Origin of the sequence: Arthrobacter sp. JZ12 (assembly GCF_035189165.1) — a bacterium.
Classification (GTDB): Bacteria; Actinomycetota; Actinomycetes; order Actinomycetales; family Micrococcaceae; genus Arthrobacter_D.
This window is the reverse complement of the sequence record NZ_CP045246.1, coordinates 1,516,685-1,529,096: the sequence shown is the minus strand read 5'-3', so window position 1 is coordinate 1,529,096 and position 12,412 is coordinate 1,516,685. Positions and strand designations below refer to the sequence as shown.

The following is a 12,412-nucleotide window of genomic DNA, read 5'->3' as shown; positions in this document are numbered from 1 at the left end:
CCGGCCGGCTGAGCGGCACTCCCGGCCCGGCCCGGAAGGCAAGCGCGTATGCCGGTTGAGGAACCAAATCGCGATAAGTTAGACGTCATGTCTGGTCTGTCTAGCTTGAGCGTGCCCCTGGGCAAAGCAGTCCGAGCCCTGTCACGCCTGCGCGGCGGCGGCTCTGCCTTCCCCGGCCTGGTGGTGGAACGGATCGACCCCGGTTTCATGGCGAGGGCACTACGGGACCTGCCCCGCGGCGTCGTCGTTGTCAGTGGCACCAACGGCAAGACAACCACCACCAAGATGGTGGTGGAACTGCTTGAGGGTCAGGGCCTGAAGGTGTTCACCAACCGGACGGGAAGCAATTTCACCCGCGGAGTGGCTGCCGCCCTGTTGGGTGACGTGGACTGGCGCGGCCGCTTGAAGGCCGACGTTGCCGTACTTGAACTCGACGAGGCCCACGCCGTCCACTTCGTGAACCTGGTTCCACCGACCCACTGCCTGCTCCTGAATGTGCTGCGCGACCAGTTGGACCGGTTCGGCGAAATCGACAAGACCACCAGACTGCTTGAGCAGATTGCGGTCAAGACCACGGGCACGGTAGTGCTGAACCGGGAGGATCCGCGCGTCGCTTCAATCGCATCTTCGGTGAAGAACGCAACGGTTGCCTACTTCGGCCTCAACGAGGGTCTCCGGGACACGTTCCCCAGCGACGACGAGCTTCGGGGTGCAACCGGCACGGCACCGGCCTCGCGCCTGCCGGCAGACGTGGTTCTTGAGACCGTCGACTCGAACACGGCGTCCTTCTCGATGGACGGAGAGTCGAGCACCGTCGAACTGAGCCTCCGTGGTGTCTACAACATCTTCAACGCTGCCGCCGCCCTTGCCATGGCTCGGGTGGTCCTGGGCAAGGACGCCCGCCGGGAAGCGTTGCTCAATTCCCTGGCCGCGGTTGAGCCGGCCTTCGGCCGCGGTGAGTCGCTGGTGGTTGACGGGCAGCCGCTGGAGCTTGTGCTGGTGAAGAACCCCAGCGGGTTCCGGCTTGGCCTCAAGTCCTTCGATGCCACCGGTTACGCAACCATGATCGCCATCAACGACAACTACGCCGACGGCAGGGACATGTCCTGGCTCTGGGACGTCGATTTCGACACCCTTCGTGAAGCCGGTGTTGACATGGTCAGCGGCGTGCGCGCATATGACATGGCCCTGCGCCTGAAGTACGACGACGTTTCGGTCGCCGACATCGACACCGACACCGGTTCCGCGCTGCGCACCTTCATCCACAGCGCGAAGGGCCGGCCCAAGCGGATCTTCTGCACGTACACCGCCATGTTGGCAATACGCAGGGATCTGTCCCGAATTACCGAAGTGAAGGTGGTGTCATGACCCACGACGCTCCAACGAGCAAGGGCACAATCCGCATCCTGCAGCTCTATCCCCGGGACATGAATATCTACGGAGACTGGGGTAACGTCCTGGTTCTCAAGCAGAGACTGGCGTGGCACGGCTACGAAGCCGAGGTGCTTGAACACAACGCCGGCGACGCCTTCCAGGAGGATGTCGACATCCTTATCGGCGGCGGCGGACAGGACAGCGGGCAGGTGGTCATCCAGGAGGACCTCCAAGCCAACGCCGCGCGCCTGCGTCGACTGGCGGAAGACGGCGCTCCGATGCTGGTGATCTGCGGCCTCTACCAGCTGTTCGGAAAGTTTTTCAAGACCCATGACGGGATGCTGATTCCCGGGATCGGCATCCTCGACATCGAGACCCACGGCGGCAGCGAACGGCTGATCGGCAACGTGGTCGCCAACAGCGAGGAGTTCGGGGAAATCCACGGCTACGAGAACCACAGCGGCCAGACCTACTTGGGCCCCGGCGTCCGGCCGCTCGCCACGGTCACGAAGGGCGAGGGCAACAACTCGAGTGAAGACCATGAGGGTGCCCGGTACCGGAACATCGTGGCCAGCTACCTGCACGGCTCCCTGCTGCCGAAGAACCCTGCCATCGCAGACTTCCTCATCCGCGAAGCCGCGATCCGCAAGTACGGCTCGTTCGAGCCCGGCAACCTGGACGACAGTCTGGCCGAACTCGCCCGCAAGCACGCCGGCGCACGTCCCCGCTGAGGGAGCAGAAATCTACTTCTCCTCGGACACCGTCCACTGGCGCGCACCGTGGTCGGCTGCTCCATAGGTCTCCACCGTCGCGAGAGTGCGCGCTTTCACGGCTGCTTCATGCTCCGGCGTCGAGCAGGAGCCGGGCTCCTGGTCCGGGGCCAGCGAACACCACCGGTACGGGTCGCGGACGATCACCGAGGGAACCCATGCCAGGTCGCTCACGGTCCATTCGCCTGACTCATCGGCCGCAAACTGGGCCCGGATGGTGAGTCCCTCATTGTTCACGTCGTAGACCGGCGATAGCTCGGTCACGCCATTGCCCAGCCCGTAGACGATCCAGGTGTCGTTGTAGTACTCGATCGGCAGCACCGAGTGCGTGTGGTGGCCATAGATGAAATCGACAGCGCCGCTGTCAGCGAGCGTATGCGCAAGATCGACTTGCTGCTGATTGGGCAGCGAGGCGTATTCGTCGCCTGCGTGAATAGCGGCAATTACGACGTCGGCGCCCTCCTCGCGTGCGCGCTCTGCCTTTTCGATCATGGTCGCGGCGTCCAGCATGTCCACCTGCCAGGGGAACTCCGGCACCAGTCCGTTCAGCCCGTAGGTGGCCTCGATGACTGCCACACGGGCAGCGGGAGTCTCGAGGATCATCAGTTCCTGAGCCTCCTCCTCGGTGCGGTAGGACCCTGTATGCTCCAGGCCAAGCCTGTCGAGTGTGTCCAGCGTGCGCACCAGGCCCTCTGTCCCGGCATCGATCGTGTGGTTGCTAGCCGTAGTGCAGGCCTGGTAGCCCACCGCCTTCGCGGCGTCCAGGATCTGCGGCGGGACGTTGAACATCGGGTAGCCGCTGTACGGGCCTTCCGGCGTCGCGACGGGTGTCTCCATGTGGCACATGGCGATGTCGCTGGCTTCGATGTAGGGCCGCTGGGCGGCAAGCAACGGTTCGAAGTTGAGGGTTCCTTTGCCGGTCTCCTGCGCGTCCACGGCCGCCTGGTCCCACAGTTGCGGGTGGACCAGCAGGTCTCCGGAAGCCATGAAGGAAAAGCACCGGTCGGTGGGGCAGTCGGGACCCTTGCCGGGCGTCGGCTCGGGCGAGGGTTCAGGAGTAGGCGAGGCGGACGTCGTCGTCGCCTCCGGGCTGGTTGAGCCCTCAGGGGTACCGGATGAGCTTCCCTCGACGGTGCGGCCCTCCCCGGCCCCCATGCAGCCTGAGCAGGCCAGCGCGAGCGCGAGCCCCAGCGCCGCCCATTTCCCGGTGGTCTTCCCCCGAACAGCCATCGTTCTCCTCCCTCGTACGGTGCCCCTTCATGATAGGTGCGGGATCGGTTATTTCCGGTGATGTTGTGGAAGAGGTGCCGCCCGCTGTGCCAAGGTTGGTTTCCATGAGCAACCCTTTTGCAAGTCCCAGCACGCTCCCCTACCAGTTGCCTCCGTTCGCCGAGATCCGGGAAGAGGATTTTTTGCCCGCCTTCGAAGCCGGGATGAGCGAACACCTTGCCGAGATCGACGCCATCCTGGCTGGTAGTGAGCCGGCAACATTCGACAACACGATCGTTGCCCTCGAGCTGGCCGGACAGACCCTGCGCCGGGTTGCGCTGGTGTTCCATAACAACTCGTCGGCCCACGCCACCGAAGGAATTCAGGCGGTGGAGCAGGAGATCGCCCCGCGGCTGGCGGCGCACCAGGACGCCATCAACCTCAACGCTGCATTGTTCGCGCGGGTTTGCGAGGTTGATACCGCCGGGTTGGATGCCGAATCTGCACGGCTCGCCGATGAGTACCGGAAGCGCTTCATCCGTGCCGGAGCCCAGCTCGACGAGGTAGCCCAGCAGCGCCTTCGCGAACTCAACAGCGAACTGTCACGCCTGAGCACGGAGTTCGGGCAGCGGCTCCTTCGGGACACCAACGACTCCGCGCTGCTGGTGGAGGATCCTGCCCAGCTCGACGGGCTCTCGGGCGACGACCTGGCCGCGGCGGCAACTGCTGCTGAGAACGCCGGCCATCCGGGAGGCTACCTCCTGACCCTGATTCTGCCCACCTCCCAACCCGCAATGGAGGTTCTCACCAATCGCGAGACACGGCGGCGGCTCCACGAGGCATCGATCAGCCGCGGCTCGCGCGGAAATGAGAACAACACCGTGTCGGTGGCAGCACAGATGGCTGCCCTCCGTGCTGAGCGGGCCGCCCTCCTCGGTTTCGGGAACCACGCCGAGCTGGCCACCGACGACCAGACGGCACCGTCGCTCGAGGCGATTCACGACATGCTCGACAGGCTCGCCAAGCCTGCGGTGAGGAACGCCCGGGCGGAGGCCGAGCTCCTTGAGAAGGCCGCCGGGCACCCGATCGAGGCATGGGACTGGGCCTTCTATTCGGAGAAGGTCCGCGCGGAAAAGTTCGACGTCGACCTTGCAGCGTTGCGCCCCTACTTCGAATTGGATCGCGTGCTGACCGACGGCGTCTTCTTTGCGGCTAACCGCCTCTACGGGCTGACGTTCCACGAGCGGGAGGACCTGCAGGGCTACCACCCCGAAGTTCGGATCTGGGAGGTCCGTGAGGAGGACGGCACCGGTCTTGGCCTTTTCCTCGGCGACTACTACACGCGCGACACCAAGAACGGCGGCGCGTGGATGAACTCCTTCGTGGAGCAGTCCCGGCTGGAAGGCACCCGCGCCGTCGTCGTCAATAATCTGAATGTCCCTCGCCCGCCGGCGGGCGAGCCCACCCTCCTGACCTATGACCAGGTTCGGACCGCCTTCCATGAGTTCGGGCACGCGCTGCACGGGCTCTTCTCCGATGTGACCTATCCGCTCTTCTCCGGGACCAGCGTTCCGCGCGACTTCGTGGAGTACCCGTCCCAGGTGAACGAGATGTGGATGCTCTGGCCCGAGGTGGTCCGGAACTACGCGCGCCACCACCAGACGGGCGAGCCCCTGCCCCAGGAGACGATTGACAAGCTCGTCGCTGCCCAGCAGTGGGGCGAAGGTTTTGCCACCACCGAGTACCTCGGGGCCGCGCTGCTTGACCTCGCCTGGCATGAACTGCCGCCCGGGACGCACATCGAGGACCCGCTGGCCTTCGAGAAGCAGGCGCTGCACGACGCGGGCGTGGACTTTGCGCCCGTCCCTCCCCGATACCGCACCGGCTACTTCAAGCACATCTTCGCGGGCGGCTATTCCGCTGCCTATTACGCCTACATCTGGAGCGAAGTGCTCGACGCCGACAGCGTCGAATGGTTCAAGGAGTCCGGCGGCCTCACCCGCGAGAACGGCGAACACTTCCGCAGGACCCTCCTCTCGCGGGGTTACAGCATGGACCCGCTGGAAGCCTTCGCGTCCTTCCGGGGGCGCGCTGCCAGCATCGACCCGCTCCTTGAGCGGCGCGGGCTGACTGACCAGTCATGACGACGATCGCCGGTTGCCAGCGGCTGCAGCGGGCTTGGTTTGCCGCTCTCGCACAGGCGACCGGCGGCCGCACCTTCTCGACGCACGGATGTGACTGGATCTGGCTGCCGGCGCGTTCGGAGCTCATGTTGATGTTTCCTACGGTCCTGTCCGGCGCAGGTCTGCGGCCAGGGCTGGCGGAGGGTGTTCGGCTGGGTGCGCGGACGGTCGGCGTGTGGCTCAATGCAGCGGTACGCGCACCGGAGCTTGCATCGTTCGGCTTCGAACCCGGGTGGCAGCCCTGGTGGATGAGCGCACCAATAGACGCAGACGCCGTGACCGGATGGGCGGCGGTGCCGGGATCGGCGACGGCCGAGGTGTCGGTCCTTCCGAAGGTGTCCGAATTCGAGGGCCACGTGCTGCCGAACTCGCGATAGCCCGAAGCGAACCGGCGCGCGCCTGGCACGCACTCGCCCGGGTTGGTCAAAAACCGGTGGGCGCTGCCTACTCCTTCTTCGACAGTGCCGCAGATAGCGGCACCCTCGGTGGGATCTTCAATATGGAGGTTGCTGCCGTGCATCGGAGGCGGGGTATCGGTACAGCCCTGCTGGCCGCGGCGACACAGTGTGCCGCTGACGCAGGTGCCACCGAGCTTGCACTCAACGCCACTCCCGAGGGCTACGAACTGTACTCCCGTCGCGGGTTTGAGCTCATCGGCCGGGGCTCGACCTGGTGGCTCCACCTGAGCTAGGGCGGGGGCCACTCCACAGCCCCGGCTTCGGCTGCCCCCATTGACTCGACCGTGGCTTTGGTGCGGGCGCGGCTGGCTGCGTCCTCCTCCGGCGAGACGCACGACTCGCCCGAGGCTGCCATCTCGTCGAGCCGGTACTGCGCCACCGGGCACCAGCGGTGTCCGGGGCCGTTCCAGGTGGCAGGCAGCCAGCGAAGCTCACGCACCTGCCACGCGCCGTCGTCGTCCTGCTGGAAATCCACCCCGACCATCAGGCCTTCGGTGTCAGGATTGTGGGCGTCAGGTGGGCCGCGATCGTGTTGCCCAGACCGTAGACGATCCAGACGCCGTTGTACTTCTCGATCGGCAGTACCGAGTGGCTGTGGTGTCCGTAGATGAGGTCGAATTCGCCGCTGTCCACGAGCGCATGCGCAACCTCCTGCTGCTGCGCGTTGGCGTAGTTCACATACTCATCACCCGCGTGGACGGCCGCCAGTACGACGTCGGCGCCCGCCTCACGGGCCTGCCTTGCCTTCGCGATCATCGCCGCCGGGTCCAGCGGGTCGACCTGCCAGGGATGCTCCGGAGCGATTCCGTTGAGTGAGAAGGTCCCGGTGACTACGGCGACGTGCGCCTCGCCGGTGTCCAGCACGAGCGGCTGTGCAGCTTCCTCCGCGGTGCGGTAGGAACCGGTGTGCGCCAGGCCGGCACTGTCCAGGGTGTCGAGAGTGCGGGTGACACCGATTGTTCCGGCATCCAGCGTGTGGTTGCTCGCCGTGGTGCAGGCGTCATAGCCAAGAGCCGCAACTGCTTCGGCTACCTGGGGCGGAGCGTTGAAGACCGGGAACCCGGCAAAGGGACCGGCAGGATCGGCAAGGGGCGTCTCCTGGTGGCAGATCGCCAGATCCGCCGGGTCCACAAACTTTTCCTGAGCCGCGAGCATAGGGACGAAGTCGAGGCTCCCGCCGCCGTCGTACGCTGCCTGCTCCCAGAGACCCTCGTGAAGCAGGAGATCACCTGTGAGCACCACGGTAGTGCAACCGTCGCCCGGGCAGGCAGGCTGCGTCGGTTCGGTCTCGGGAGCGGCAGTGGCTGCCGTAGTCGGGGATGCAGTAGGTGAGGGCGACGCAGTACCCCCCGGGGTGCCGGGCGAGGCAGTCTCGCCCGGTGTGCCGGGCGACGGGTCGGCGCCGGAGTCCGGCGCCGGCGTCGAGCAGGCCGAGGCGCCCAGCACCGCTGCCAGCACCACTGCGTTCCGGCGTCTGCCGCCCAATGTAGCCACAGTGCCAGCGTAGACGCATCCGTAAACGGCGGAAGGGCCGGACTTTCGTCCGACCCTTCCGACTAAACCCTTACGACCGGGCGGTGCTCAATAAGCAGGGAGCTCTACCAGCCGCGCTCGGCGAGGCGGTGAGGCTGCGGAATTTCGTCGACGTTGATGCCGACCATCGCTTCACCCAGACCGCGGGAGACCTTGGCGATCATGTCGGGATCGTCGTGGAAGGTGGTGGCCTTCACGATGGCCGCGGCACGCTCGGCCGGGTTGCCGGACTTGAAGATGCCGGATCCGACGAACACACCGTCGGCGCCCAGTTGCATCATCATGGCGGCATCAGCCGGAGTTGCGATACCACCGGCCGTGAAGAGCACTACCGGCAGCTTGCCGGCGGCGGCAACTTCCTTGACCAGTTCGTAGGGAGCCTGCAGTTCTTTGGCGGCAACATACAGCTCGTCCTCGGGCATGGAGGTCAGGTGGGCGATCTCGGCGCGGATCTTGCGCATGTGCATTGTCGCGTTGGAGACGTCACCGGTGCCGGCCTCGCCCTTGGAGCGGATCATCGCCGCGCCCTCGTTAATGCGCCGCAGCGCCTCACCGAGGTTGGTGGCACCGCAGACGAAGGGGACAGTGAATTTCCACTTGTCGATGTGGTTGGTGAAGTCGGCCGGAGTCAGAACCTCGGATTCGTCGATGTAGTCGACGCCGAGGGACTGCAGCACCTGCGCCTCAACAAAGTGGCCGATGCGGGCCTTCGCCATCACTGGGATGGAGACGGCGTCGATGATTCCGTCGATCATGTCCGGATCGGACATACGGGATACGCCGCCCTGCGCGCGGATGTCGGCGGGCACGCGCTCGAGGGCCATCACGGCGACGGCGCCGGCGTCCTCGGCGATGCGAGCCTGCTCCGGGGTGACAACATCCATGATGACGCCGCCCTTGAGCATTTCGGCCATGCCGCGCTTGACCCGGCTGCTGCCGGTCACGGGCGCGGTGGTCGAAGTTTCTTCAACAGTGGACACAGTTTGGCCCCTTGGGTAGAGAAAAGATGACAATCCATGATACGCCCGCGGATGCCCCGAAAGCGCCGGTCGGAAACTGCACGTAACACCGCCGGTGCTGTGCAGGTGGACAGTGTCCCTTTTCGATGGAGCCTGCCTGATCAGGCAGCGGCCGCCTGCACCCTCACAGCCATGATCCGCTGGATGATCGTCACGACGCTTGCCAAGGCCAGCAGGACGAGGACAGCCAGCAGCACACCTTCCGGCAGCCCCAGCCCGGTCAGGCCGGTGACGACGAGCACCGAGACCAGCCGCTCGGCGCGTTCGGCGATCCCCACGTTGGCGGAATACCCGAGGGACTCGGCCTTGGCACGCGCATAGGAAACAATCATGCCGAGCACCAGGCAGGCCAGCGCGGAAACGGCGATTGCGCTGTTGTCCCCGCCCTGGAAGAACCAGATGGCGACGCCGGCGAACACCGCGCCGTCGGCCATCCTGTCCAGGGTCGAATCAAGGAAGCTGCCCCAGGAGCCGCTGCGTCCCTGAATACGCGCCATGATGCCGTCGAGGACGTCCGAGAACACAAAAAGGGTGATGAACAGCGTGCCCCAGAACAGTTCGCCGAGCGGGTAGAACAGAAGGGCCCCGCCGGCCACGCCTACGGTCCCGACGACGGTCACCGCGTCGGGCGAAACACCCCACTTGAGCAGGATGTTGGCAAGGGGGGTGAACAGGGAGGTGAAGAATGTCCGGGCATACCTATTCAGCATGGCTGTCCGCCGATCCGGCTACGGCCGCCGCAGCCTCATCCCAGGCCGCCGCAAGCTGCGTCCGTACCTCGTCGAGGGTCTGCGTGATGGCCTTGGTCTGCGCAATGATGGGGAAGAAATTGCCGTCGCCGCTCCAACGCGGAACCACGTGCTGGTGAAGGTGGGCCGCAATGCCCGCTCCCCCTGTGACGCCCTGGTTCATGCCCAGGTTGAAGCCGGTGGGCCGGGCGACGCTTCGCAGGGCGTGCATGGCCGCCTGCGTGAGCTGCCCGATCTCAACCGTCTCCTGGTGGGTGATGTCGGTGTAGTCCGGCACGTGACGGTATGGGCACACCAGCAGGTGACCGGGGTTGTACGGGAACAGATTCAGGACGACGTAGGCGCTTTCCCCCCGGTGCACAATCAGGGACTCCTCATCGGAACGCTGGGGAGCGGCGCAGAACGGGCAGTCCTCCTGCTTGTTGAACTGCCCCTGCCCGCCCTTTATGTAGGCCAACCGGTGCGGCGTCCACAGGCGCTGGAACGCGTCGGGAACTCCGGGCAGCTCAAAGCCGTCCGTTATCTCCCCGTCTTCGCGATGAAGTTCTCCAGCGCCCACGTCGTTGTGCATCCGGCGTTACTGCTCCCTGTTGCGAACTGCTTCCACAATTCGCTTCACGGCTTCCTCAACCGGCACCTGGTTGTCCTGGCTGCCGTCGCGGAAGCGGAAGGACACGGCACCGGCGTCGACGTCGTCACCTCCGGCGATCAGGACGAAGGGAACCTTCTCCTTGCTCGCCGTACGGATCTTCTTGGGGAACCGGTCAGAGCTGATGTCCACCTCGGCACGGACACCCTGCGCACGAAGCTTGTCGACGACGTCGTACAGGTAGTCGTTGAAAGCGTCGGCTACCGGAATGGCAAGCACCTGGACGGGGGCCAGCCAAGCAGGGAAGGCTCCGGCGTAGTGCTCGGTGAGAACGCCGAGGAACCGCTCGATGGAACCGAACAGTGCGCGGTGGATCATCACCGGCCGCTGCCTGGACCCGTCTGCCGCCTGATACTCAAGCTGGAAGCGCTCCGGCAGGTTGAAGTCCAACTGGATGGTGGACATCTGCCAGGTCCTGCCGATCGCGTCGCGCGCCTGCACCGAGATCTTCGGCCCATAGAAGGCGGCGCCGCCCGGATCAGGCACCAGGTCCAGCCCGGAGGCTTCCGCTACCTCGGCCAGGGTGCGGGTTGCCTCCTCCCAGGTCTGGTCATCTCCGACGTACTTCTCCGGGTCCTTGGTGGACAGTTCCAGGTAGAAGTCATCGAGCCCGTAGTCCTTCAGCAGCCCGAGGACGAAGTTGAGCGTCGTGGTGAGCTCATCCTTCATCTGTTCGCGGGTGCAGTAGATGTGGGCGTCGTCCTGGGTCATGCCGCGCACACGCGTCAGGCCGTGCACCACACCCGACTTCTCATACCGGTACACCGAGCCGAACTCGAAAAGCCGCAGGGGCAGTTCCCGGTAGGACCGTCCCCGCGACCGGTAGATCAGGTTGTGCATGGGACAGTTCATCGGCTTCAGGTAGTAATCCTGGCCGGGCTTGCGGACCTTGCCCTCGTCGTCGAGCTCGGCATCCACGTGCATCGGCGGGAACATGCCGTCGCGGTACCAGTCCAGGTGGCCTGAGACCTCGTACAGGTGTCCCTTGGTGATGTGCGGCGTGTAGACGAACTCGTAGCCGGCCTCGACGTGCCGCTGGCGTGAGTAGTCCTCCATCGCCTTGCGGATGATGCCGCCCTTCGGATGGAACACGGGAAGGCCTGAGCCCAGTTCGTCCGGGAAGGAGAACAGGTCCAGTTCGCTGCCAAGCTTGCGGTGGTCCCGGCGCTCGGCCTCCGCCAGCCGCTCCTGGTATGCCTTCAGGTCATCCTTGGTGGGCCACGCGGTTCCGTAGATACGCTGCAGCTGCTTGTTCTTCTCGCTGCCGCGCCAGTAGGCAGCGGCCGACCGCGTGAGCGCGTAGGCGTTGGAGATGAGCTTGGTGTTGGGCAGGTGCGGACCGCGGCACAGGTCCTTCCACACAATGTCTCCGGACTTGCGGTCAACGTTGTCGTAGATGGTCAGCTCACCCGCGCCGACCTCCACGGAGGCGCCGTCGTCGTCGGTGATGTCTCCGCTACCGCCCTTGAGGCCAATGAGTTCCAGCTTGTAGGGCTCGTCCTTCATCGCCTCACGGGCCTCGTCTTCCGTCACTACCCTGCGCTGGAACAGCTGGTTGGCGTTGACGATCTTCAGCATCATCTTCTCGAGCTGCTTCAGATCTTCGGGGGTGAACGGGTCGTTGACGTCGAAGTCGAAGTAGAAACCGTCCGTGATGTACGGGCCGATGCCAAGGGTGGCGTCCGGACGCAGCTGCTGCACTGCCTGCGCCATGACGTGGGCGGCGGAGTGCCGCAGGACGTTCAACCCATCCGGGGAGCTGATGGTCACCGACTCCACGGCGGCGCCGTCCTCGAGCTCACGGCTGAGGTCCCACAGCTCGCCGTTGACCCGGACTACGACGACGTCGCGCTGCTCGGCGAAGAGGTCGGCACCCGTGGTCCCGGTGGTCACCCGCTGCTCTTCGCCGTTGACGATGAGGGTGATGGAAGGGGGCGCTGACACTGGGGTCTCCTCTGGATATGGGCACTGCTTGGGTTCGGCACCGCTGTTTCGCACCGATCGGTCAACCGTACCGGCGAATGGAAGTCAGGGACGGCCCGACACTCCCCGCCGCGGTCTCCTCGATGGTATCCGCTGCGCGATCTGCCAACCAACCAGCACAGGCCGGGAATGTAGCGTGCGGCGCCGACGTTACATACGGCGATACATCCCAACCCAATAAGGAGCGCTGTGGACTACACACCAGCCGCCGGCACCATCACCATGTTCTCCACCACCTGGTGCGGATACTGCCGCAGGCTTAAGTCCCAGCTCGATGCCCAGGGCATCGGCTACCAGGAAATTAACATCGAAGAGGTCGAAGGAACGGCTGAACTGGTCGCGTCCCTGAACGGGGGCAACCAGACGGTGCCGACCGTCATCTTCCCCGACGGCAGCTCGGCGACCAACCCCTCGGCCGCTGAAGTGAAGGCTCGCGTAGGGGCTTGATGTTCCCGCCCGGACGCCGGGTGTCCGTCAAATACGAC

At 65.2% G+C, this 12,412-nt stretch carries 14 protein-coding genes; 7 read left to right on the top strand and 7 right to left on the bottom strand.

The genetic code is table 11. The features are described from left to right. Positions 1 to 87 precede the first annotated feature (87 nt). Both GC088_RS07070 and GC088_RS07065 read left to right on the top strand, forming a co-directional pair. Positions 88 to 1,368 (top strand): Mur ligase family protein, encoded by a 1,281-nt coding sequence (locus GC088_RS07070; protein ID WP_416377504.1) that lies wholly within the window; start codon positions 88 to 90, stop codon positions 1,366 to 1,368. Next, positions 1,365 to 2,105: a type 1 glutamine amidotransferase gene (locus tag GC088_RS07065; protein ID WP_323961677.1), complete on the top strand. Its 741-nt coding sequence runs from the start codon at positions 1,365 to 1,367 to the stop codon at positions 2,103 to 2,105. The genes GC088_RS07070 and GC088_RS07065 overlap by 4 nt, the downstream gene beginning before the upstream one ends. A 12-nt stretch (positions 2,106 to 2,117) precedes the next feature. Here GC088_RS07065 and GC088_RS07060 read toward each other — a convergent pair whose 3' ends face one another. Further along, positions 2,118 to 3,374: a CapA family protein gene (locus tag GC088_RS07060; RefSeq protein WP_323961676.1), complete on the bottom strand. Its 1,257-nt coding sequence runs from the start codon at positions 3,372 to 3,374 to the stop codon at positions 2,118 to 2,120. A gap of 104 nt (positions 3,375 to 3,478) precedes the next feature. Here GC088_RS07060 and GC088_RS07055 point away from each other — a divergent pair, with 104 nt between their 5' ends. Genes GC088_RS07055 through GC088_RS15465 form a run of 3 tightly spaced genes read left to right on the top strand, consistent with a single transcriptional unit; the run spans position 3,479 to position 6,227 of the window. Next, the gene (locus GC088_RS07055) at positions 3,479 to 5,497 is read left to right on the top strand and encodes a M3 family metallopeptidase (protein WP_323961674.1); all 2,019 of its coding nucleotides are present in this window, start codon (positions 3,479 to 3,481) and stop codon (positions 5,495 to 5,497) included. Then, complete coding sequence (locus GC088_RS07050) at positions 5,494 to 5,913, top strand: hypothetical protein (protein WP_323961672.1); 420 nt, start codon at positions 5,494 to 5,496, stop codon at positions 5,911 to 5,913. Before GC088_RS07055 ends, GC088_RS07050 begins: the two co-directional genes overlap by 4 nt. Positions 5,914 to 5,969: 56 nt before the next feature. Further along, positions 5,970 to 6,227 carry a GNAT family N-acetyltransferase gene (locus GC088_RS15465; protein WP_416377503.1) on the top strand — a complete coding sequence of 86 codons (258 nt, stop codon included), beginning with the start codon at positions 5,970 to 5,972 and terminating at the stop codon, positions 6,225 to 6,227. Here GC088_RS15465 and GC088_RS07040 read toward each other — a convergent pair. Both GC088_RS07040 and GC088_RS07035 read right to left on the bottom strand, forming a co-directional pair. After that, the gene (locus GC088_RS07040; protein WP_323961670.1) at positions 6,224 to 6,478 is read right to left on the bottom strand and encodes a hypothetical protein; all 255 of its coding nucleotides are present in this window, start codon (positions 6,476 to 6,478) and stop codon (positions 6,224 to 6,226) included. The genes GC088_RS15465 and GC088_RS07040 overlap by 4 nt on opposite strands. After that, entirely contained in the window at positions 6,478 to 7,233 is a 756-nt protein-coding gene (locus GC088_RS07035) for a CapA family protein (protein WP_323961668.1), read from the bottom strand. Before GC088_RS07035 ends, GC088_RS07040 begins: the two co-directional genes overlap by 1 nt. Between GC088_RS07035 and GC088_RS07030 the strand changes: the two genes are divergently transcribed. After that, positions 7,226 to 7,501 (top strand): hypothetical protein, encoded by a 276-nt coding sequence (locus tag GC088_RS07030; RefSeq protein ID WP_323961666.1) that lies wholly within the window; start codon positions 7,226 to 7,228, stop codon positions 7,499 to 7,501. The genes GC088_RS07035 and GC088_RS07030 overlap by 8 nt on opposite strands. Positions 7,502 to 7,592: 91 nt before the next feature. On the opposite strand, the gene pdxS is transcribed toward GC088_RS07030, so the two are convergent. The 4 genes from pdxS to thrS form a co-directional block, all read right to left on the bottom strand. Next, positions 7,593 to 8,441 carry a pyridoxal 5'-phosphate synthase lyase subunit PdxS gene (pdxS, locus tag GC088_RS07025; RefSeq protein ID WP_416377523.1) on the bottom strand — a complete coding sequence of 283 codons (849 nt, stop codon included), beginning with the start codon at positions 8,439 to 8,441 and terminating at the stop codon, positions 7,593 to 7,595. A gap of 206 nt (positions 8,442 to 8,647) precedes the next feature. Beyond that, complete coding sequence (gene pgsA, locus GC088_RS07020; protein ID WP_323961664.1) at positions 8,648 to 9,256, bottom strand: phosphatidylinositol phosphate synthase; 609 nt, start codon at positions 9,254 to 9,256, stop codon at positions 8,648 to 8,650. After that, a complete protein-coding gene (locus GC088_RS07015) occupies positions 9,246 to 9,866 on the bottom strand; it encodes an HIT family protein (RefSeq protein ID WP_323961663.1) in 621 nt (206 codons plus the stop codon). The genes pgsA and GC088_RS07015 overlap by 11 nt, the downstream gene beginning before the upstream one ends. A gap of 6 nt (positions 9,867 to 9,872) precedes the next feature. Further along, positions 9,873 to 11,888, bottom strand: coding sequence for a threonine--tRNA ligase (thrS, locus tag GC088_RS07010; RefSeq protein WP_323961661.1), 2,016 nt, complete (start codon positions 11,886 to 11,888; stop codon positions 9,873 to 9,875). 228 nt (positions 11,889 to 12,116) lie between these two features. Here thrS and GC088_RS07005 point away from each other — a divergent pair, with 228 nt between their 5' ends. Further along, positions 12,117 to 12,374 carry a mycoredoxin gene (locus GC088_RS07005; RefSeq protein WP_323961659.1) on the top strand — a complete coding sequence of 86 codons (258 nt, stop codon included), beginning with the start codon at positions 12,117 to 12,119 and terminating at the stop codon, positions 12,372 to 12,374. The last annotated feature ends 38 nt before the right edge of the window (positions 12,375 to 12,412 follow it).

Excerpts from the sequence above, each read along its gene's own strand:
- GC088_RS07070 (WP_416377504.1), top strand. The coding sequence starts at position 88 with ATGTCTGGTCTGTCTAGCTTGAGCGTGCCCCTGGGCAAAGCAGTCCGA.
- GC088_RS07065 (WP_323961677.1), top strand. The coding sequence starts at position 1,365 with ATGACCCACGACGCTCCAACGAGCAAGGGCACAATCCGCATCCTGCAG.
- GC088_RS07060 (WP_323961676.1), bottom strand. The coding sequence starts at position 3,374 with ATGGCTGTTCGGGGGAAGACCACCGGGAAATGGGCGGCGCTGGGGCTC.
- GC088_RS07055 (WP_323961674.1), top strand. The coding sequence starts at position 3,479 with ATGAGCAACCCTTTTGCAAGTCCCAGCACGCTCCCCTACCAGTTGCCT.
- GC088_RS07050 (WP_323961672.1), top strand. The coding sequence starts at position 5,494 with ATGACGACGATCGCCGGTTGCCAGCGGCTGCAGCGGGCTTGGTTTGCC.
- GC088_RS07040 (WP_323961670.1), bottom strand. The coding sequence starts at position 6,478 with ATGGTCGGGGTGGATTTCCAGCAGGACGACGACGGCGCGTGGCAGGTG.
- pdxS (WP_416377523.1), bottom strand. The coding sequence starts at position 8,441 with ATGGCCGAAATGCTCAAGGGCGGCGTCATCATGGATGTTGTCACCCCG.
- pgsA (WP_323961664.1), bottom strand. The coding sequence starts at position 9,256 with ATGCTGAATAGGTATGCCCGGACATTCTTCACCTCCCTGTTCACCCCC.
- GC088_RS07015 (WP_323961663.1), bottom strand. The coding sequence starts at position 9,866 with ATGCACAACGACGTGGGCGCTGGAGAACTTCATCGCGAAGACGGGGAG.